The sequence below is a fragment of the Blautia sp. DFI.9.10 genome (assembly GCF_024461705.1).
Taxonomy (GTDB): domain Bacteria; phylum Bacillota; class Clostridia; order Lachnospirales; family Lachnospiraceae; genus Blautia_A; species Blautia_A fusiformis.
On record NZ_JANGAA010000003.1, the window covers coordinates 151,277 to 172,855 of the forward strand.

18 protein-coding genes and 1 tRNA gene are annotated in these 21,579 nt (G+C 46.1%); 5 read left to right on the forward strand and 14 right to left on the reverse strand.

The genetic code is table 11. The features are described 5' to 3' along the window. Nucleotide 1: 1 nt before the first annotated feature. Nucleotides 2-385: an anti-sigma factor family protein gene (locus NE671_RS03085; RefSeq protein WP_022427101.1), complete on the reverse strand. Its 384-nt coding sequence runs from the start codon at nucleotides 383-385 to the stop codon at nucleotides 2-4. A gap of 194 nt (nucleotides 386-579) precedes the next feature. Between NE671_RS03085 and NE671_RS03090 the strand changes: the two genes are divergently transcribed. Further along, a complete protein-coding gene (locus NE671_RS03090; RefSeq protein ID WP_129975042.1) occupies nucleotides 580-1,449 on the forward strand; it encodes a DegV family protein in 870 nt (289 codons plus the stop codon). Nucleotides 1,450-1,716: 267 nt separating this feature from the next. On the opposite strand, the gene ftsH is transcribed toward NE671_RS03090, so the two are convergent. After that, nucleotides 1,717-3,582 carry an ATP-dependent zinc metalloprotease FtsH gene (gene ftsH, locus NE671_RS03095; protein WP_015525255.1) on the reverse strand — a complete coding sequence of 622 codons (1,866 nt, stop codon included), beginning with the start codon at nucleotides 3,580-3,582 and terminating at the stop codon, nucleotides 1,717-1,719. 221 nt (nucleotides 3,583-3,803) lie between these two features. Between ftsH and NE671_RS03100 the strand changes: the two genes are divergently transcribed. Further along, nucleotides 3,804-3,885, forward strand: a tRNA-Leu gene (locus NE671_RS03100). A 77-nt stretch (nucleotides 3,886-3,962) separates the two neighbouring features. Further along, nucleotides 3,963-5,339, forward strand: a complete 1,377-nt coding sequence (locus NE671_RS03105) for an MATE family efflux transporter (protein ID WP_110103270.1) — start codon at nucleotides 3,963-3,965, stop codon at nucleotides 5,337-5,339. 126 nt (nucleotides 5,340-5,465) lie between these two features. Here the strand turns inward: NE671_RS03105 and NE671_RS03110 are convergent, their stop codons facing one another. Genes NE671_RS03110 through NE671_RS03125 form a run of 4 tightly spaced genes read right to left on the reverse strand, consistent with a single transcriptional unit; the run spans nucleotide 5,466 to nucleotide 10,134 of the window. Continuing rightward, complete coding sequence (locus NE671_RS03110) at nucleotides 5,466-6,755, reverse strand: diaminopimelate decarboxylase (RefSeq protein ID WP_173722174.1); 1,290 nt, start codon at nucleotides 6,753-6,755, stop codon at nucleotides 5,466-5,468. Nucleotides 6,756-6,807: 52 nt separating this feature from the next. Then, the gene (pyk, locus tag NE671_RS03115; RefSeq protein WP_021653035.1) at nucleotides 6,808-8,244 is read right to left on the reverse strand and encodes a pyruvate kinase; all 1,437 of its coding nucleotides are present in this window, start codon (nucleotides 8,242-8,244) and stop codon (nucleotides 6,808-6,810) included. Between the two features lie 27 nt (nucleotides 8,245-8,271). Beyond that, a complete protein-coding gene (locus NE671_RS03120) occupies nucleotides 8,272-9,162 on the reverse strand; it encodes a hypothetical protein (protein WP_059085913.1) in 891 nt (296 codons plus the stop codon). Nucleotides 9,163-9,192: 30 nt separating this feature from the next. After that, complete coding sequence (locus NE671_RS03125; protein ID WP_022426904.1) at nucleotides 9,193-10,134, reverse strand: magnesium transporter CorA family protein; 942 nt, start codon at nucleotides 10,132-10,134, stop codon at nucleotides 9,193-9,195. Nucleotides 10,135-10,360: 226 nt separating this feature from the next. Here NE671_RS03125 and aroC point away from each other — a divergent pair, with 226 nt between their 5' ends. Further along, entirely contained in the window at nucleotides 10,361-11,455 is a 1,095-nt protein-coding gene (gene aroC / locus NE671_RS03130; RefSeq protein WP_195273815.1) for a chorismate synthase, read from the forward strand. Between the two features lie 128 nt (nucleotides 11,456-11,583). Here the strand turns inward: aroC and NE671_RS03135 are convergent, their stop codons facing one another. The 7 genes from NE671_RS03135 to hemA form a co-directional block, all read right to left on the reverse strand. Next, a complete protein-coding gene (locus NE671_RS03135; protein WP_118369173.1) occupies nucleotides 11,584-12,666 on the reverse strand; it encodes a lactonase family protein in 1,083 nt (360 codons plus the stop codon). 176 nt (nucleotides 12,667-12,842) lie between these two features. Beyond that, nucleotides 12,843-14,123, reverse strand: a complete 1,281-nt coding sequence (hemL, locus tag NE671_RS03140) for a glutamate-1-semialdehyde 2,1-aminomutase (protein WP_129975036.1) — start codon at nucleotides 14,121-14,123, stop codon at nucleotides 12,843-12,845. Beyond that, nucleotides 14,123-15,106, reverse strand: a complete 984-nt coding sequence (gene hemB, locus NE671_RS03145) for a porphobilinogen synthase (RefSeq protein WP_022426908.1) — start codon at nucleotides 15,104-15,106, stop codon at nucleotides 14,123-14,125. Before hemB ends, hemL begins: the two co-directional genes overlap by 1 nt. A gap of 2 nt (nucleotides 15,107-15,108) precedes the next feature. Next, the gene (gene cobA, locus NE671_RS03150) at nucleotides 15,109-16,614 is read right to left on the reverse strand and encodes a uroporphyrinogen-III C-methyltransferase (protein ID WP_110103275.1); all 1,506 of its coding nucleotides are present in this window, start codon (nucleotides 16,612-16,614) and stop codon (nucleotides 15,109-15,111) included. Continuing rightward, nucleotides 16,611-17,504 (reverse strand): hydroxymethylbilane synthase, encoded by an 894-nt coding sequence (hemC, locus tag NE671_RS03155; RefSeq protein WP_022426910.1) that lies wholly within the window; start codon nucleotides 17,502-17,504, stop codon nucleotides 16,611-16,613. Before hemC ends, cobA begins: the two co-directional genes overlap by 4 nt. Continuing rightward, a complete protein-coding gene (locus NE671_RS03160) occupies nucleotides 17,491-17,982 on the reverse strand; it encodes a precorrin-2 dehydrogenase/sirohydrochlorin ferrochelatase family protein (RefSeq protein WP_015525267.1) in 492 nt (163 codons plus the stop codon). Before NE671_RS03160 ends, hemC begins: the two co-directional genes overlap by 14 nt. Continuing rightward, nucleotides 17,972-19,201, reverse strand: coding sequence for a glutamyl-tRNA reductase (gene hemA, locus NE671_RS03165; RefSeq protein ID WP_021653027.1), 1,230 nt, complete (start codon nucleotides 19,199-19,201; stop codon nucleotides 17,972-17,974). The genes NE671_RS03160 and hemA overlap by 11 nt, the downstream gene beginning before the upstream one ends. Before the next feature lie 201 nt (nucleotides 19,202-19,402). Here hemA and NE671_RS03170 point away from each other — a divergent pair, with 201 nt between their 5' ends. Further along, entirely contained in the window at nucleotides 19,403-20,200 is a 798-nt protein-coding gene (locus tag NE671_RS03170) for a sirohydrochlorin cobaltochelatase (protein ID WP_021653025.1), read from the forward strand. Between the two features lie 120 nt (nucleotides 20,201-20,320). On the opposite strand, the gene NE671_RS03175 is transcribed toward NE671_RS03170, so the two are convergent. After that, entirely contained in the window at nucleotides 20,321-21,532 is a 1,212-nt protein-coding gene (locus NE671_RS03175; RefSeq protein ID WP_015525271.1) for an NADP-dependent isocitrate dehydrogenase, read from the reverse strand. Nucleotides 21,533-21,579: the final 47 nt, after the last annotated feature.

The following is a 21,579-nucleotide window of genomic DNA, read 5'->3' on the forward strand; positions in this document are numbered from 1 at the left end:
ATCAAATTCCCTCCTTCAGTTCCAGGATCACAAAAACAAGAAAGACCACCAGTGCCGCGATCAGAACGCAGACTGCCACTGCAGCGATCGCTCTGTGAAATTTCTTTTTTCGGATATACCTTCTGGATTTTCGGATATCCTCTTCCAGAAGCTCCTTAAAATCCAGAACAGTATCTTCCTGTTTCTCATCCAGCTGCTGCATGGCCTTATGTACAATGAAATATGTGGCAAGCTCATCGTAGCAGGAGGAACACTTCTCAATATGCTCTAGAAAATCCTCCAGATCATTCAACGGCAACGTATGATCGATATATTTATTAACCATTCCCTCTGCAATACGACAGTTCATATTTTCCCTCTCTTTCAAAGCAGCGGATTCTCCCATATGATAAGCCTCTTCTGAGATCCCGCTTCACAATTTGCCCCAGACTGGGGAAATATTTCCCAGAATATTATATCATTATAGCGAATTAAACGTTGAATGACAAGGGCGGTTTCCTGTGGTATACTTGAGATATCCCGGTCAGAAAACAGAAAAACTGACCAAATATGAAAATCCAGGCAAGGAGGATCACCATTATGAAATCTATAGCAATCGTTACAGACAGTAACTGCGGCATGTCTCCCGCTCAGGTAAAAGACCTTGGCATCTACATGCTTCCAATGCCGTTTTTTATAGATGATAAGGAATATCTGGAAGACATTGACATGAACCAATCAGAGTTCTTTCAGCATCTTGAACAAAATCCAGGCTGCAAAGTTTCCACATCCCAGCCCACACCGGAATCCGTCACTACCCTCTGGGACAAGCTGCTCAAAGACTACGACGAGATCGTACATATCCCCATGTCCAGCGGTCTCTCCAGTTCCATGCAGACTGCCCGCATGCTTGCAGAAGACTATGATGGCCGTGTACGTGTCGTAAACAACCAGAGGATCTCCGGAACCTTACGTTACTCTGCCATCGAGGCTATCCAGCAGGCTAAAAACGGTCTCTCTGCCGATGAGATTGGAACTTGGCTGGAAGAAACCCGCTTCGACTCCAGCATCTATATCACTGTAGCTACTCTGAAGTACCTGAAACAGGGCGGCCGCATCACTCCTGCAGCTGCAGCCATCGGAACCATGCTCCGTCTGAAACCGGTTCTGCAGATCCAGGGCGAAAAGCTGGACGCCTTCTCCAAGGCCCGCACCATGACCCAGGCAAAAAACACTATGACTAAAGCCATCAAAGATGACATTGCAGACCGCTTTGGAGAAAAGATCAACCTGGATGTCATCCACTCCCACAACCTGGAAGCAGCCGAAGAATTCCAAAAAGAAGTCCTCACCACCTTCCCGAATATCGGTGAAGTCAACATCTTCCCTCTCTCCCTGAGCGTCTCCTGCCACATCGGCCCCGGAAGTCTGGCACTCACCTGTTCCAAGGTACACCCGGAAATATGGTAAAGACTAGTCAGAAGCAATCCACATGGCCAGAGCACAGCCGGAGGGAATACTTCTGTATGGCTCTGTCTCTGGAGGAGGGCTGCTAGTCCTTAGGTTCTGGAAATCTGCGTTATAAAAAAAAGTTCGGCTGTCTGAGCGGCAACAAGCCGCGAGTTCCGAACTTTTTTTAATGGTTTTAGCAGATTTTCAGGGCCTTAGAACTAACGCCCAACGGAAGCCGAAGACCTTACAGAAGTATTCCCTTCGGCGTCCCTCCCGCCAACATATTTAATTTTCCTGTGTATTCTCAATCTCCACCGGCGCTTCATTCAAGATCTTCATAAACTCCTCACCGGTGATCGTCTCATGCTCATACAGATACTTGGCAATCTCATGGAGCTTTCCGATGTTATCTGTCAGGATCTTCGTAGCCTTTTCATGCTCCCGTCTTACAAGCTCCACAACCTTCTTATCCAAAAGCGTCTGCGTCTCAAAGGAACAGGTTAGACTTGCATCTCCGCCAAGATACTGATTGCTTACATTTTCCATGGCAACCATGTCAAAATCATCACTCATACCATACCTGCTGATCATCGCTCTGGCAATCTTAGTCGCCTGCTCAATATCATTGGAGGCACCGGTAGTAATGGAATGGAAGATCAGCTCTTCCGCTGCACGGCCGCCTGTAAATGTAGCGATCTTATTCTCCAGTTCTTCCTTAGTCATCAGGAAATGTTCCTGCTCATCTACCTGCATGGTATATCCCAGTGCACCGGAGGTACGTGGAATGATCGTGATCTTATGGACCGGTGCAGAATCTGTCTGCTTGGCAGCAACCAGTGCATGACCAACCTCATGATAGGAAACGATCAGCTTTTCCTTATTGGAAAGTACACGGTTCTTTTTCTGATATCCGGCAATAACAACTTCGATGCTTTCTTCAAAATCCGCCTGTGTGGCAAATTTCCGTCCGTCGCGGACTGCACGGAGAGCTGCCTCGTTGACAATATTGGCAAGCTCCGCACCGGAGGCACCGACTGCCGCCTTGGCAATTTCATCAAACCGGACTGTATCCGCAATTTTGATCTTCTTGGCATGAACCTTCAGGATTTCCTCACGCCCCTGAAGATCCGGAAGCTCAACCGGGATCCTTCTGTCAAAACGTCCCGGGCGAAGAAGTGCAGGGTCAAGGGAATCCGGTCGGTTGGTAGCTGCCAGGATCACAACACCCTTGGAACCGTCAAAACCGTCCATCTCTGTCAAAAGCTGGTTCAGTGTCTGCTCACGCTCATCGTTTCCGCCGCCCATTCCGGAGCCGTCACGTTTCTTGCCGATCGTATCGATCTCATCAATAAATACGATACATGGTGCCTTCTCATTGGCCTGTTTAAAAAGATCACGGACCTTGGCAGCACCCATACCCACAAACATCTCCACAAATTCCGAACCGGAAATTGAGAAAAACGGAACCTCCGCCTCACCGGCAACTGCCTTGGCAAGAAGAGTTTTACCGGTTCCGGGAGGGCCTACAAGAAGGGCACCCTTCGGCATGGAAGCACCGATTTCTCTGTATTTCTCCGGATTATGAAGGAAATCTACAATTTCCGTCAAAAGCTCCTTGGCTTCATCCTCACCGGCAACATCTGAAAATTTGATTCCCGTAGAGGATTTCACATAAACCTTGGCATTGCTTTTGCCAAAGGACATCATTCCTCCCGGTCCTCCGTTTCCCATGGAACTCATCATCTTCTTGCTGAGCCAGCGTCCCAGGAGAATAAAGATTGCGATCGGGAGTACATATCCCAGGATCAGAGATAAAAGCAGGGACTGTCTCTGAGGTGCAGTACCCTCTATACTTACGCCCGCATCGTAAAGATGGGATACAAGATCCTGATCCTCTACAGATACCGTCTTACAATAGACATCATTTCCATCTACCTTCATCGTATAATAGATATAATCAGAATTAATAGTTGCTTCATATACTTTTCCTCTGTCTACAGCTTTCAGGAAGGTGGTGTAATCGGTCTCTTTTACACTTCTCTCAGAAAGAGCAGGAAGAGCAAAAACATTCAGCAAAACAATAATTACGACCGCAATAATGTAATATACATACAGCGGCCGCTTCTCTGGTTTTTTTGAATTCAGATTCATGCAGTCTCCTCCGTTATCTTATAGTATATTGCTATATCCACAGTGCTATATCAAGTGGTACAGCCTTGTAGTACACTCTACCACTTTTTTCAGTCAATTTCAAGGATGCCTCATCCGATTTCATAAACTTTTTAGAATTAAAAATATTTCCAAATAATACCTTTATTCTGAAAAAATCCTTGCAAGCCACCTGATACTGTGCTATTATAATAAATGGTTATGCCGCTGTGGCGGAATTGGCAGACGCACTTGACTCAAAATCAAGCGGAGCGATCCGTGCCGGTTCGAGTCCGGCCAGCGGCATTCGCATAAAAGACCTGACGGAGAAATCTGTCAGGTCTTTATTATATACTATCAAAAAACACGAAAGGAATAAAAAAATGGAAAAAGACAAAAGCTTTTTAGGAACCGAGTCTGTCGGAAAGCTTCTTCTGCAGCTTGCACTTCCTACCGTTGCCGCACAGCTCATCAATATGCTCTACAATATCGTCGATCGTATCTATATTGGTCATATTCCCGGAGAGGGTGCTCTTGCCCTTACCGGTGTAGGTGTATGTATGCCGCTTATTATGGTCGTATCTGCCTTCGCTGCTCTTGTCGGAAACGGAGGCGCTCCCAGAGCCAGCATCTTTATGGGTAAAAATGACACGTCGAAAGCCGAACAGACTCTCGGAAACTGCTTCACCATGCAGATCATCATCTCCCTGATCCTGACTGTTATCCTGTTTCTCGGAAACCGCAGCCTTCTCCTTGCATTCGGCGCCAGTGCAAACACCATCGACTATGCGGTGGGTTACATGAATATCTATGCAGTAGGAACTATCTTTGTACAGCTGACTCTTGGCATGAATAATTTCATCACAGCCCAGGGATTCGCAAAAACCGGAATGCTCTCCGTATTGATCGGTGCGATCTCCAACATTATTCTGGATCCGGTTTTTATTTTCGGATTCCACATGGGTGTCCGGGGCGCTGCTCTGGCAACAGTGATCTCCCAGGCATTTTCCTGCATCTGGGTCCTCTCCTTCCTCTTTGGAAAAAAGACCTTCCTGAAGCTTCGGAAAAGCACCATGAAACTGAAAGCCGATATCATTCTGCCCTGTATGGCTCTTGGCTCTTCTCTCTTTGTCATGCAGCTCAGTGAAAGCGTTATCTCTGTCTGCTACAACTCCTCACTCTTAAAATACGGCGGGGATGTTGCAGTAGGAGCCATGACTATCCTTACCAGCGTCATGCAGTTTGCCATGCTTCCTCTTCAGGGACTTGGTCAGGGTGCACAGCCTATCATCAGCTACAACTATGGTGCACGTAACGAAAAACGTGTACGTTCTACATTTAAGCTTCTTATAAAAACAAGTGTTTCTTATTCCGTGATCCTGTGGCTGATCATTATGATCTTCCCGCAGATCTTTGCCGGAATGTTTACTTCGGACAGTACATTACTTGCTTTCACAAAAACAGCGCTCCGGATCTATATGGCAGTTGTGTTTATCTTTGGTATCCAGATTGCCTGCCAGATGACCTTTATCTCCCTTGGCAGAGCCAAAGATTCCATCATTGTGGCTATTGTCCGGAAATTTATTCTGGTCATCCCGCTGATCTATATCCTGCCCAATATTTTCCGTGCTGACCGGACAAATGCAGTTTATATGGCCGAGCCGGTTGCGGATATCTTGGCCGTTACATTTACTGCCATCCTGTTTTTCTTTGAGTTTAGAAAAGCCCTGGCAGAAATCTCCGGCAGCCGGAAGCTGTAACCCTGCATTTGACCACCTTCCGCCCTGCTCGCGATCTTATGCCTACCAGATACTTAAACATAAAACAGCCCTCTATGCATCATTACCAAGATGCATAGAGGGCTGTTTTTATATATTTCCGCTATTTTATTTCAGTTCGTCTTCATCCTGAAGAAGTTTCTCAAAAACAGGGAAGCAGTCAAAGGTTGCAAAATAATCTCTCGGTGTCTCGGCACGACGGATCATCTCAAAGCTGCCGTCCTCATGAAGAAGGATCTCTGCAGATTTCAGTTTACCATTGTAGTTATAACCCATTGCAAAACCATGAGCACCTGTATCATGGATCACAAGAAGATCTCCCTTGTCGATTTTCGGAAGCATACGGTCAATGGCAAATTTATCATTATTCTCACAGAGGGAACCTGTCACATCATATTTATGATCGCACGGCTCTTTCTCCTTACCCATAACCGTAATGTGATGATAAGCACCATACATAGCCGGACGCATCAGATTTACTGCACAGGCATCTACGCCGATATACTCTTTATGTGTATGCTTCTCATGGATTGCTTTTGTGACAAGACAGCCATACGGTCCCATCATGAAACGGCCAAGCTCTGTATAGATCGCAACATCCCCCATTCCTTCCGGAACAAGGACTTCTTCATAAACCTTGCGGACACCCTCACCGATCACACGGATATCATTTGGCTCCTGATCCGGTTTATAAGGAATTCCGATACCACCGGAAAGGTTGATGAATTTAATGTGTGCACCTGTCTCCTTCTGAAGCTTCACGGCAAGCTCAAACATAACCTTTGCAAGCATTGGATAATAATCATTGGTCACTGTGTTACTTGCAAGGAATGCATGGATTCCGAACTCTTTGGCACCTTTGGATTTCAGGATACGGAATGCGTCAAAGATCTGCTCGGTAGTCATTCCGTATTTTGCATCTCCGGGATTATCCATGATACCGTTACTGATCTTAAATACTCCACCTGGATTGTAACGGCAGCTGATCACTTCCGGGATTTTTCCGAGAGCTTTCTCTACGCTCTCAATATGTGTGATGTCATCAAGGTTGATGATCCCACCGATCTCATCTGCATATCTGAACTCTTTCTCCGGTGTGTCATTGGAAGAAAACATGATATCGCCCTTTTTGCAGCCTACTGCCTTGGCCATCATAAGCTCTGTTTCTGAGGAGCAGTCGCAGCCACAGCCATACTCCTGCAGAATATTGATCAGATATGGATTCGGTGTTGCCTTTACCGCAAAAAATTCCTTGAATCCTTTGTTCCATGCAAAGGCCTCTTTCAGGGCTTTTGCATTCTCACGGATCCCCTTCTCATCATAGAGATGGAAGGGTGTCGGAAACTTTTCAGTAATTTCGTTAAGTTTCTCAAGTGTCACAAATGGTTCTTTTTTCATAATAACTGCATCTCCTGTTTTTCCGACTGCTGTTCCCGAAGAAAACTCAGTCTTATTCTGCCTCAATCACGTGCATCATATTTGTCACTGCACCACGACCGTTTGTCATGTTGGTCGCAGGGTCTCCTGCTGTAAATACAACAAGGTCTCCTTTATGTATCAGATGACGACTGCGGACAACATTCATGGCCTGAGACATGATATGGTCCGTGGTATCTCTCTGATATCCTTTCAGAGGTGTTACACCCCAGATCAGCTGAAGTTTATGCTGGATGGTTGAGTTTGGTGTGATCGCATAGATTGGAACCTTCGGGCGGAAATTGGAGATCAGTCTGGCTGTATTTCCACTCATTGTCGGTGTTACGATAGCGTTCGCCTTCAGGTTCTTTGCAGTACGCACCGTTGCAAGTGCCACTGCACTGGAGATCTTCTCTCTTCCATCCATGGAACGATGTTCAATAAACACTTTATAATCCAGATGCGGCTCTGTCATCTCTGCGATATCTGCCATCATCTTAAGAGCATCAACCGGATATTTACCAGCTGCTGTCTCTCCGGAAAGCATGATCGCATCGGTTCCGTCGTAGATCGCATTGGCAACATCAGCTACCTCTGCACGTGTAGGACGCGGATTACGGATCATGGAATCAAGCATCTGTGTTGCTGTGATAACCGGTGTATAATGTTCGTTACACTTACGGATGATCTCCTTCTGGATGTGAGGTACCTGGCTTGCAGGAATTTCCACACCGAGATCTCCTCTGGCAACCATGATACCGTCAGATGCTTCAATGATGGAATCAATATTCTCAACACCCTCTGCATTCTCGATCTTCGCGATAATACCGATATCCTTTCCACCATTATCATTCAGAAGCTTACGGATCTCACGGATCACCTCTGCGGAACGGACAAAAGATGCCGCGATGAAATCAAATTTCTGCTCGATACCAAAGATAATATCCTTTTTATCCTGCTCTGTGATTCCCGGAAGATTTACTTTTACATAGGGAACATTTACACCCTTCTTCTCTCCCAGCTCACCACCGTTTAAGATATCACAGACAATATCGGTTCCCTTGATTGCCTTAACCTCCAACTCGATCAGACCATCATCAATGAGGATTCTGTTTCCCGGTTTTACATCCTTGTAAAGTGTCTCATATGTGATAGCAACCTTTGTGCTGTCGCCTTCAAAATCGCCAATTCCAAGTACAAACTGTTTTCCCGCTTCCAGCTTAACCTTCTGTCCGTCCTTTAAAAGTCTGGTACGGATCTCCGGTCCCTTTGTGTCAAGAAGCATGGCAATAGGCATATCAAGCTCCTCACGAAGCTCCTTGATCATATCCACACGGCCCTTCTGCTCCTCGTGGTCTCCGTGAGAAAAGTTGAATCTGGCAATATCCATTCCATTCTCCATAAGAGCCTTCAGAGTTTCCCTGTTATTACTGGCAGGTCCAAGTGTACAGATAATCTTAGTTTTTTTCATAATAATGTTCTCCTTCGTTTGTGCGTTTTACTGTACGTGTTTATGTGTAAATAAATGATCCTGACAATATTCATAATTTCCGTTGCACTTTGAGCAGAAACGAAACTCCAGGTTTGGGTCATCCTTTTCGGTACGTCCGCAGATCGCACATTTATGCTTGGCGATCCCATTCGGACCGGACCCTGTTCTGGAAGGAGCCACAGCCTTCTTAAACTGCTGCCTCCTGTGGATCTCTTTCGGATTGTATCGGTTCATATCACGGGTACTGAAATAAAAGATCACAAAGTTTAAAAGTGATGCTACGATCGGTACTACACCTACCCAAAGCCCGACTCGAAGATAAGATACGATATCCCACGCAATGAACAGTCCGTATACAAAGGCCATCCATTTCATCCTGATCGGGATCACAAACATAAGAAGCAGCTGAAGATCCGGATATGTGACTGCATAGGCAAGGAAAATAGAAAGACTGATATAATATGTGGTAAAAATATTTCCGCCAAGAGAATAGGCGATCCCGTTCATCACCACATAACCACCTGTAAATACATGTAAAAGCACTGCTGCGATCACAGTAAACAAAACACCTGAAAAAATATACAATGTGTACCGGAAAGTTCCCCAGGTACGTTCCAGTGAAGTACCAATCGGATAATAGAAAAAAAAGATTGCGAGAAGGAACATCACAAGATTGCCGGTTCCTCCCACACTGGACGGCGGATAGATCACCCATGTCACCAGTCTCCAGATCTGTCCCTTCATGACCATGGACATATCAAGACTCAGCATATTCAAAACTCCTGGAGCAAACATAGCCAGAAAATACCCCAGCACATAACATCCGATGATGTAAACAGTCAGATTCGGAACCCCGAATCTTCCGAATTTACGTTCCAGTTTGTCGATAAATTTCATTAAAATCTCCTTTCAGAAAACTTTTGAAAATCAGAAAAATCGCTTCTTGGAAAGAATGATCGCTGCCACAACACTGATTGCCACAGAAATCAGGATAATGATCAGAAATCCCAATGGACTCCTTGATAAGGGCATACCGGAACCAGCCACATTCATTCCGTAAGCACTGAACACAATAGTCGGAATACTCATGACAATAGTAATGATCGCCAGTACCTTCATAACGATATTCATATTATTGGAGATGATCGATGCAAAAGCATCCATAGTTCCGTTCAGGATACCGCTGTACACATTGGCCATTTCGATCGCCTGCTTATTCTCAGTGATGACATCCTCCAGAAGATCGGTGTCCTCCGGATATTTCTTGATGCTGTCTATCTTCAGAAGCTTCTCCAGCACAACCTCATTGGACCGGAGTGATGTGATAAAATAAGTCAGGGATTTCTGCAGCTCCAGAAGCTCGATCAGCTCTTCATTTCTTGTGGAAAGATGCAGTTTTTCTTCCACCTGCTCACTTTTTTTGTCAATGATACGCAGATAACGCAGGTACATGCTCGCATTTCTGTAAAGGATCTGAAAGATAAAACGGGTCTTCATATAGGTAAAAAAGCTCCGGACTCTTCCCTCCATAAATCTGGTAAGAACCGGTGTATCCTCCAGACAGATGGTAAAGATCATAGACCCCGTCACAATGATGCCAAGCGGTATTGTCCCATACCAGTCCTTGTCATTACGTTCCTCGATCATAGGAACATCAACCAGGATCAGTGTATAATTATCCTCAACTTCGATACGTGACCGTTCTTCCTCATCCAAAGGGGATCGTAAATCGTCAACCTCTATATCAAACTTCTCGGAAAATTCAAAAATCTCTGTTGCCGTCGGATTCGTCAGCGCAATCCAGCAGCCTTCCTCCGGTTCCTGTATCTGGTGGATGGCTCCGTCTATTGTCTTGTAAATCCTTACCACGATTCCCACTTCCCTTCTCTTGCTTTTCTTTTGCCAGGGCAAAATTCTTTTTTATTATAAATAGTCAAAATAGCTTTGTCAATTCATACCTTTTCTTTTTAAAAGAGCTTTTAAATAATTTCACATGATCTTTACATGAAAATTCATTCTGCCTTCCACGTTCTTTACATTTTTTCCGGCTTCCTATATAATGATTCCAGAATTCCAACGAAAGGAAGTTATACAAATGAGTCAGTCATCATTCGGAAAAAAATTCGTGGTTACCACCTGGGGAGAATCTCACGGCAAGGCTATCGGTGCCGTTCTCGACGGCTGTCCCGCAGGTCTTTCTCTCTGCGAAGAAGATATCCAGGTTTTTCTTGACCGGAGAAAGCCCGGTCAGAGCCGTTATACAACTGCCCGTAAGGAAGGAGATCTGGTGGAGATCCTTTCCGGAGTTTTTGAAGGAAAGACTACCGGTACTCCAATTTCTCTTCTGATCCGCAATACAGATCAGCGTTCCAGAGATTACGGAAATATCGCATACTCCTATCGTCCCGGTCACGCAGACTTTACCTTTGACCAGAAATATGGATTCCGTGATTACCGTGGAGGTGGACGCTCCTCCGGAAGAGAAACCGCCGGACGTGTGGCAGCCGGTGCCATTGCCATCAAGCTGTTAAACGAACTTGGCATTACATTTACTACCTACGCAAGATCCATCGGTCCTGTGGAAATCCGGTCCTTCTCAGAAGAAGAGATCCGAAATAATGCACTCTGCATGCCAGATGCCGACGCAGCCGCAAAGGCATCTGCCTATCTCGAACAATGTCTGAACAGTCAGGACAGTGCTGGCGGCGTGATCGAATGCCGCATCAAAAACGTTCCTGTCGGTCTGGGCGATACGGTTTTTGACAAGCTGGATGCTACCCTCGCTCATGCGATCATGTCCATCGGTGCTGTAAAAGCTGTTGAAATCGGTGACGGCATCAATGTGACACGCCTTACCGGTTCCGAAGACAACGACGGTTTTGTACAGAAAAACGGCATTATTTCCAAAACCTCCAACCATGCAGGTGGTATTATGGGTGGTATGAGTGACGGCAGTGATATCATACTCCGTGCACATATCAAACCTACTCCTTCCATCAGTCAGTCTCAGTCTACTGTGACCAACACCGGAGAAAACCTGGAGCTTGAGATCAAGGGCCGGCATGATCCGGTGATCGTACCGCGTGCAGTAGTCGTTGTGGAAGCTATGGCAGCACTTACCATTACAGATGCACTTTTTAACAATATGAGTGCACGGATGGATCGTATCCACGAATTTTATCAGCGGTAATTTCACATTTTGACCTGTCAGATAAAAAATTATAAATGCGCAAAAAAACAGACTCAGGGAAAGTTCCTACTCGTCCCTGAGTCTGTTTTTGTTTGCCTGTACAAGACTTACTTTGATCAATCCTGTTCTTAGTCCAACTGCTCGCATGTATCCGGTACCGGCCAGATATGGATACTGTTCGGTGTCTCGATCTTTCTCGGTTTTTCGTTCATCATGATGATATTCTTTTCATAATCCACAGTGAAAACGGTAATACTGTTGCTGGCATGATTGGCAACAGCAATATGCTTGTTATCCGGGAAGATCATAAGATCCTTCGGGTAATCACCACTGATCGGAAGTGTAAATTTCTTGGTCAGAAGGCCTGTTTCCTGGTCTACTGCATACATAGTCACAGTATTTTCACCTGCTGTTGTACAGAAAAGATATTTACCGTCCGCGGAAAGAGACATACCGGAAGCTGCGTTATGGAGCGCATCATTGGAATCCTCTTTTCCAAGAGTGGTAATGCTCTGAAGCAGCTGAAACTCCGGATTCTTACCACTTCCGTCATAGCTGTATACCTTCACCTCATTGCTGAGCTCAAAAAGAAGATATGCAAATCTTCCGTCATCACTGAAACGGATGATACGAGGGCCGCTCTCTCTCGGGCAGCGAAGAATGTCAACCAGCTCCAGTTTGTCTTTCTTCTTATTGATACGATAGATCTTAACCTGATCGATACCATTATCTACCGCACAGAGATACTTATTATCCGGTGTCGGACGTACACAATTAACATGCGGACGGAAGTTACGCTCTGCCACGCTTCCAAGTCCCTTGTGGAAAACGCCGTCCATAACACTTCCCAGACGGCCGTCTTTATGTGTATGTACAACCGTTACCTTACCATCATGGTACCCTGCCACATAAAGATATCTTCCGTCCACATCTGTTGCAAGATAGCAGCCTCGCATTCCGTTGATATCCACACTGTTGAGGCGGGTAAGATCACCGTTCTTGTCTCTTTCAAATACAGCTACACCCTCATCCTCAATGGAATACAGATATTTACCGTTTTTTGATACTGCCAGATGAGAAGCATTGCTAACTTCCACTTCGCTTCGTTCTGTGAGTGTTCCTTTTTCTACATCTACATCGTATACCTGAATTCCCTTACTGGTTCCATGGGTATATGTTCCCACGTAAGCCACGTACTTCTTTTTTCCCATAAGTTCTGGCCTCCTGCTTTTTACATTGGTTACGTATTTTTGTGTTTATTTTATCACAAAGCTTCTGCAAGAACAAGTTACCATCCTGTTATCTTTTGTGCAATTTTTTATGCAAAACTGCCGTTCACACATGATCCACGCAAATGGATCGACTCCTGCGCATCCATTACGCCTCTTTACAGATCTCCCAAAGCGCCTCTCATTGCTTCCAGAGTTTCATCAATTACTTCATCTGTATGCGCTGTGGAAAGGAACATCGCCTCAAACTGGGAAGGTGCAAGATGAATGCCTCGTTTCAGCATTCCCTTGAAATATTTTGCAAAAAGCTCCAGGTTGGATGTTTTTGCAGAAACATAGTCTTTTACCTCCTGGTTTGTAAAGAAAATACTTGCCAGAGAAGAATCATAGTTTACCTGATATGGAAGACCTTTTTCCTCCACGATCTTCTTCAAGCCGCCGTAAAGCTTCTCACCTTTGGCAGCCAGATCTTTGTAGATTTCCTGATGCTCATAGAGATATTTCAGCTGTGTGAAACCTGCAGCCATGGCAACCGGGTTTCCGCTTAAGGTACCTGCCTGGTATACAGGACCACACGGTGAGATCAGATCCATGATCTCCTTACGTCCGCCATAAGCGCCTACCGGCATTCCTGCGCCGATTATTTTCCCGTAGGTGACAAGATCCGGACGGATACCAAAATACTCTGCTGCTCCGCCAAAGGCAAGTCGGAAGCCTGTGATCACTTCATCAAAGATCAGCAGGCAATTGTGCTCATCGCAAAGCTCACGAAGCCGCTTTAAGAAGCCTGGTTTCGGAGGAACCACACCCATGTTTGCTCCTACTGCCTCCACGATCACGGCTGCCACATTTCCCTCTTCCTGTTTGAGAAGTGCTTCCACACTGGCGGCATCATTGTAGGTAGCCGTCATGGTATCCTGTGTACAGCCCTTCGGAACACCGGCGCTGTCCGGAATACCACTTGCCATGACACCGGAGCCGGCACTTACCAGAAGGCAGTCACTGTGTCCGTGATAGCAACCTGCAAATTTGATGATCTTGTCTTTTCCGGTAAAACCTCTTGCTGCACGGATGGCACTCATAACAGCTTCTGTACCTGAGTTTACCATACGGATCATATCTACATGTGGAATATGTTCACAGATAAATTCTGCGATCTCTACTTCGATTCCTGTAGCACAGCCAAAGCTCAGGCCATTTTCACAGGCTTTTATCACGCTTTCACGGATCGCCGGGAAATTATGTCCCAGGATCATCGGGCCCCAGGAATCAATGTAATCCACATAGCGGTTTCCATCCACATCATAGATGTAACATTTATCTGCTTTTTCAATAAAACGAGGTGCCTCACCGATGGCTCCGTAAGATCTTACCGGGCTGTTTACACCTCCCGGGATTCTTTTTACCGCACGCTCAAATAACTGTTCTGATTTTGTCATCAGCCGATTCTCCCTTCATCCATAAGCCTTGCCAGAAGTTCTGCATAATAGGTAAGATAGATCTGTGCGCCGGAACGGAATGCTCCGGTAGCCATCTCACCTACGATTCTTTCCTCGTCGATCCAGCCGTTTGCAGCTGCTGCTTTTACCATTGCATATTCACCGCTGACACTGTATGCGGCAACCGGAACGTTTGTGATCTCCTTTACCTGCCAGATCATGTCCTGGTATGCAAGAGCCGGTTTTACCATGATGATATCTGCGCCCTCTTCCACATCTGCAAGTGCCTCTTTCAGTCCTTCTCTGCTGTTGTGTGGGTCCATCTGGTAACTCTTTCTGTCACCAAAAGACGGAGCAGAATCTGCTGCCTCACGGAACGGACCATAAAATGCGGAAGCATATTTTACTGCATAGGACATAATCGGTGTTGTATAATGTCCTGCCTTGTCCAGACACTGACGGATCGCTGCAACACGGCCATCCATCATATCAGATGGAGCAACCATATCCGCACCTGCCTCCACATGGGAAAGTGCTGTTTTTGCAAGAAGCTCCAGTGTCTTGTCATTATCCACATCATGACCGCAGAGAACGCCGCAATGGCCATGGGAAGTGTACTCACACATGCATACATCTGTTACATAATAAAGCTCCGGAAATTTCTCTTTTGCAATGCGAAGAGCTCTCTGAACGATCCCCTCCGGATCATAGGCACCGCTGCCCACTTCATCCTTATGGTCAGGAATACCAAAAAACATCACACTGCCTACACCGGCTTTGGAAAGCTGTTCCAGTTTATACGGAAGACGGTCCAGGCTGTAACGGTACTGCCCGGTCATGGACGGAATTTCTTCTTCCTTATTTTCTCCTTCCATTACGAACATAGGATACATAAGAGAAGATTTATCCATTCTTGTCTCACGTACCATCTTACGAAGGTTTTCGCTACCTCTTAATCTTCTTGGTCTTTTTGTCAGTTCCATGATCATTCGCTCCTTTTCATATCCTCCACCAGCTTGACAAGACTGTCAATGGTGGCTTTTTCTGACATATATGCTTTCATTCCAAAGCTCTCAGCAGCCGCCTTCGTCTGTCTGCCGATGCAGGCCGCCTTAACCTTTGAATAATCCAGTCCTTTTGTTCCCTCTACAAATCCCTTCACAGTGGAGGCACTTGTAAACACCGCACAGCTGATCTGTCCTGTTTCAAATTCCTTCTTCTCATCGATGAGCTGGCTCTTTTCGTAAAGAGTCTGATAAGTCGGAACATCCTCGACCACAGCGCCTGCCTGTGCAAGAAATGCGGTGAGCTTTTCATTGCCCTTTTCTGCCCGCGGGATAAGTATCTTTTCTCCACCGGAAAGAAGCTCTGAAAGTTCCTTTCCAAGAGTATCCCCGTCATATACCGACGGCACAAAATCTGCCAGCAGACCTCTTTCCTTCAGGGCCTTTTTTGTTCCTTCCCCGATCACGGCCAGACGGGCATTTCCCATGGCACGGATATCTTTTCCATGGCGGATCAGTTCTTCAAAAAATACCCTTACACCTGTAGGGCTGGTAAATACAAGCCACTGATATTCCTCCAGGTGATCCAGCGCTTTATAGAGACGGCTCTGGTCTTCCATGGGGACAGTACGGATCGCCGGAAGCTCCAGAACCTCCGCGCCTTTTTCACGAAGCATGTCCGCAGTTCTGGAAACAAGCTCCTTCGGTCTTGTGACAAGGACCTTCCATCCTGAAAGCGGCAGTTCTTCATACCAGCCAAACTTCTCTGCCAGTGTACATACCTTACCCACCACAATGATCGCCGGTGTCTCGATCCCCTGGCGTTTCACCTCTTCTTCCAGGGTAGAAACTGTTGCTACGATCCGTTTCTGACCTGCTGTAGTTCCCTTCTGCAGGATCGCCGCAGGCATGTCCTTTTCCATTCCTGCACCTATCAGACCCTCGCAGATATCCGGAAGTGCGGACACGCCCATCAGAAATACAAGCGTTCCCTTTGTATCAACAAGTGCCCGGAAGTCTATATCATATTCTTCTCCGGCTTTCTTGTGTCCTGTAATGATGTGGACTGAAGAACAGAAATCCCTGTGTGTTACCGGAACCCCGTTATATGCCGGTACTGCAATGGAGGAAGTAACACCCGGAACAACCTCATAAGGGATCCCATTCTCCCGAAGAAGCTCCAGCTCCTCTCCTCCTCTTCCAAAGAGGAATGGATCTCCGCCTTTCAGGCGCACCACACGAAGACCCCGCTGTGCCTCCTCAAGAAGTACCTGATTGATATTTTCCTGACGCATGATATGGTGACTGGCACGTTTGCCTACATTGATCAGCCTGGCATTTTCCGGGATTCTTGACAGAACTCCCTGACCTACCAGACTGTCATAGACGACCACATCTGCCTGTTCCAGCACTTTGAGGCCTTTTAATGTAAAAAGGCCGATATCGCCAGGACCCGCTCCTACCAGCCATACTTTTCCTGTTTTCATCTGTTTTCTCCTTTTTTCCGAAGAGTTTCTGCCAGTTCCCTGCCTAAGCTTTCCGCATCTGCCTTATTGCCACGCAGTGTTCCTGTTACATAGGAACCGTCTTTTTCATTATAATAAAGCCCTCTGAGATAGATCTCATCCCCGAGAATTTCCGCATGGGCAGCCACCGGAGAAGAGCACCCTCCATCCAGGAGCTTTACAAAAGCACGCTCCGCACTTCCCGCGGTCCAGGCATCCTTATCACAGTAGCCCTCCAGGAAATCATAAGCTTCCCCTTTTCTTCCCTGTACAGCAAGGATTCCCTGACCAGCAGCCGGAATGATCTCATCTGCTGTAAAATACCGGTTGATCCTGGATTCCAGTCCAAGTCTCTTAAGGCCGGCAGCAGCCAGGATCAATGCACTGTACTGTCCTTCATCCAGCTTCCGGAGTCTTGTCTGAAGATTTCCGCGGATACTTCTGACATCCATATCCGGATACAGTTTTTTAAGCTGTAAGGTTCTCCTTAAGCTGGAGCATCCAAGGGGCTTGCTTTTATCAAGTTCAGAAGCTCCCTCAGGAAGAACCAGTACGTCTCTCGGATCTTCTCTTTTGGAAAAAGCCAGAAGCGGCAGCTCCTCCGGAACCTCCATAGGCATATCTTTCAGGCTGTGTACAGAAAGAATACTTCTTCCATCTATCAGTGCTTTATCCAGCTCCTTTACAAAAAGCCCTTTTCCGCCAACCTTATCCAGTGTACGGTCCAGAATGATATCCCCGGTAGTTTTCATAGTGAGGATTTCCACTTCCAGATCCGGATTTTTTTCTTTTATGTAGTCACGGACCATTTCGCTCTGCAGCACTGCAAGCTTACTCTCTCTGCTGCCGATCACGATCTTATCTCTCTTCATCTTCATCCTGCTCTCCCAATACTTTTTCCAGCGCATTCTGGATCTCTTCCCTTACACGCTTTGCTTTTTTGTGATCCAGTCCGCTGGCTGTAACTCCAACTACCATTTCATCCCGCATATATACGCCTGGGAAATAAAAATCACAGGCTTCCCGGTCGGAGGCTACATTAACATAAATGCCCTCCTCCTTACAGACACGGTGGATCTCATCATTCAGCTTCCAGTCATTGGTGGCTGCGATCACCATATATGCATTGGCAAAATCAGAACGTTTCACGGGACGGATATACAGAGTCACGGTTCCTGCTTTCCCGAGATCCATAAGCTCCTGGGTCACTTTTGTAGCCACTACCGTGATATTTCTTGTAAATTTCAGAAGAGTTTTTATTCTTCTGGTAGCAATATTACCACCACCTGCCACAACGATATTTTTATCGGACAGGTCTATAAACATGGGGAAATAAGGTTTATTCTTCATAAAGTTTCTCCAGTCCTTCCACACATTCCAGAAAAGCATCCTGGTTCAGACTGTCCCGAAGCCCGAAGATCAGCTTGTTCACAACCTTTCCGGCTGCAGTATCCACTGCTTTTTTCAGGTTTTCTCTGTCTGAATCCTCCATAGGAGTTTTCCGGAAGATTTTTTCGATCCTCAGGTTCAGATCTTCCACAGCATCCGCTTTGATCTCCTGGATGCGCGGGATGATATCACGACCTTCCAGCCACTGGAAAAATTCGTTCATCTGGGCCTTCACAATGGCTCCTGCTGCTTCTAGGTTATCTGCAAGTTCCTTCGGTGTCTCGCCGGTTCGGAAGCTGTCCATATCATAAAGTGTGATGTTATCTTTTTTTCGGATCTCCGGATCAATATCTCTTGGAACTGCCAGATCGATAAGGATCATAGGTCGTTCCACACGTACATCCTCAAACAATTCTTCCGTCAGTGTATAATTGGGGCTTGCTGTTGCGCTGACCACCAGGTCACACTCCGGCAGATAATCCATTCTCTCACCATAATTGATCCTGCTGCATCCAACAGGAATGCTCACAACACCACTTCTGTACTGACGGATCGTAACCGTCACATCCGCTCCTGCTTCACGCAGTGTCTGGGCAGCCATCTTCCCCATCTCACCGTTTCCGATCACCATACAGACTTTATTGCGAACATGATAACCGCCCTCTTCCAGAAAACGGATGGCCTGATGGATCACAGAAGGATTTCCATGGGAAAACGGCACTTCCGTTTTGATCTTCTTGCCTGCAGTTACCGCCATACGGAAAAGCACCTCCAGAACACTGTCTGTGGTAAACTCATCCCTTGACATACTCAACGCATCTTTTACCTGGGTCAGGATCTGATCTTCCCCCAGGATCTGGGATTTCAGTCCGCTGGTAAGATAAAACAGGTGTTCCACCGCCTCTTCGTTTTCTCTGCTGGTAAAATACTTCTGGTATTGTTCTCCCTGCACACCTTTCAACGAGCAGAGCCACTGATACAGGTCCGGCTTCTCCTCATCTGCAGTACTTACCCACAGTTCCAGCCGGTTACAGGTCGACAGAATAATACACCCGCAGATCCCAGCTTCTTCTTTCAGCCTGCGCAGCGCCTCTCCGGTATTTTTACGGGTAAAAGCAAACTGCGCTCTGACATCTACAGGTGCCATATTATGATCGATTCCAATCATGAATATACTCATGTCCTACGTTTCTCCTTTGTTTCCACAATCTTTTATAATGATAAACATTTCCGTAAGGAAAGTCAACTACGATTGACAATGTCAGCCCTCCCTTTTATAATATCTTATGGTAGAAATTGCGGATCATCTTTATATTCCAGCGGAGAAATATAAAGAGTTTATCATAATCACCATAATTATCAGGATGGAGGAAATCCCCGTATGAACTCAGCTTCAAAAAAAGCGATCCTAGTAGTAAGTTTCGGCACAAGCTATGAAAACACCCGTAAGCTTACCATCGAGGCCATCGAGCACGATATTGCCGATGCATTCCCGGCCTGTCCCACCTACCGTGCATGGACAAGCAAAATGATCATTGCCAAACTGAAAAAGCGGGACGGTCTTACGATCCACACGGTAAAGGAGGCTCTGGAACAGATGCTTCTGGATGGTATCACCGATGTGATCGTACAGCCGACTCATGTGATCAACGGTATCGAAAATGATCAGATGAAAGCCGATGCGCTTTCTTTTCGTGACCGTTTTTCCAGTATTGTTTTCGGAAATCCTCTTCTCACAACAGAAGAAGATAACCAGGCGATCGTCCGGGTAGTTGCAGATGAATTCCGGGACATGGATCCGGACACTGCACTTGTACTGATGGGACATGGAACAGAACACTACGCAAACACGGTTTACGCTGCTTTGGATTACCGTTTTAAAGATACCGGACATAAAAATATTTTTCTTGGAACTGTAGAAGCCTATCCGGCCCTGGACTCCCTTCTCCGGGCTGCCGACAGCTTTCATCCGAAAAAGATCGTGCTGGCGCCTTTCATGATCGTAGCCGGCGACCATGCACAGAACGATCTGGCCGGTGCAGATCCGGACTCCTGGATGAACCGTCTTTCTTCCGAAGGATATGAAGTCACCCCTGTACTGAAGGGACTTGGAGAATATCCCCAGGTCAGGCAGATCCTTGTGGAACATGTACAGCAGGCCATGAACGTTTCGGTCTGACAGAGATCAGATGATCCATATATCCCTCATAAAAAAACTGCACCGTGATCCATCCCAGGATCTTCCGGTGCATTTTTTTATTTTTTATGAAATTACTTGAAGTTCTGAAATTCCTGTTATTTATGCCATCAGTTCATCCAGTTTTGTCTTTACAGCAAGGATAAACTCTTTGCTGTTCAATACCTGTACCTCTTTCAGGGAAGTGATCAGTGCAAGATCCTTGGTCATCTTTCCGCTTTCAATGGTATCCAGTGTTGCTTTTTCCAGTTTTCCTGCAAAATCAGCAAGTGCTTCATTTCCGTCCAGCTCGCCTCTCTTGCGGAGAGCTCCTGTCCATGCAAAGATCGTTGCAACAGAGTTTGTGGATGTTTCTTTTCCCTCAAGATGACGATAATAGTGTCTCTGAACTGTTCCGTGGGCAGCCTCATACTCAAAATATCCCTTCGGGGATACCAGTACAGAGGTCATCATGGCAAGAGAGCCAAATGCGGAAGATACCATGTCGCTCATAACATCTCCGTCATAGTTCTTGCATGCCCAGATAAAACCGCCTTCTGCCTTCATAACACGGGCTACGATATCATCGATCAGACTGTAAAAATAGGTCAGGCCGGCTTCCTCAAATTTATCCTTAAACTCTGCATCAAAGATCTGCTGGAAAATCTCTTTAAATCTTCCATCGTATGTTTTGGAAATGGTATCCTTGCTTCCGAACCATACATCCTGCTTTGTGTCCAGTGCATAATTAAAGCAGCTTCTCGCAAAGCTCTTTACGGAATCATCAAGATTATGCATGCCACGGAGAACACCTGCTCCATCAAAATGCTGGATCAGCTCCTTACGCTCTTCTCCGTCTTCGCCCTCAAATACAAGATATGCATCTCCCGGCTTGTCAATATAAAATTCTGTATTCTTATAGATATCTCCATATGCATGACGTGCAAGTGTGATCGGTTTCACCCAATTCTTTACACATGGCTCGATTCCCTTTACAACGATCGGCGCACGGAATACAGTTCCATCAAGAATAGCACGGATCGTTCCGTTTGGACTCTTGTACATTTTTTTCAGGTCATACTCTTCCATTCTGGCTGCGTTTGGCGTGATCGTGGCACATTTTACGGCTACTCCGTATTTCTTGGTTGCTTCTGCTGCATCAATGGTAACCTGATCATCTGTCTCATTTCTGTGCTCAAGACCAAGATCATAATATTCTGTATTCAGTTCCAGATACGGTGTGAGAAGTTCATCCTTGATGATCTGCCACAGGATACGTGTCATCTCGTCTCCATCCATCTCAACTAAAGGTGTCTGCATTTTGATTTTTTCCATATTATTTTCTCCTTTTGAGGTTTATTCTCCTGTTCGGATTCCAGGTA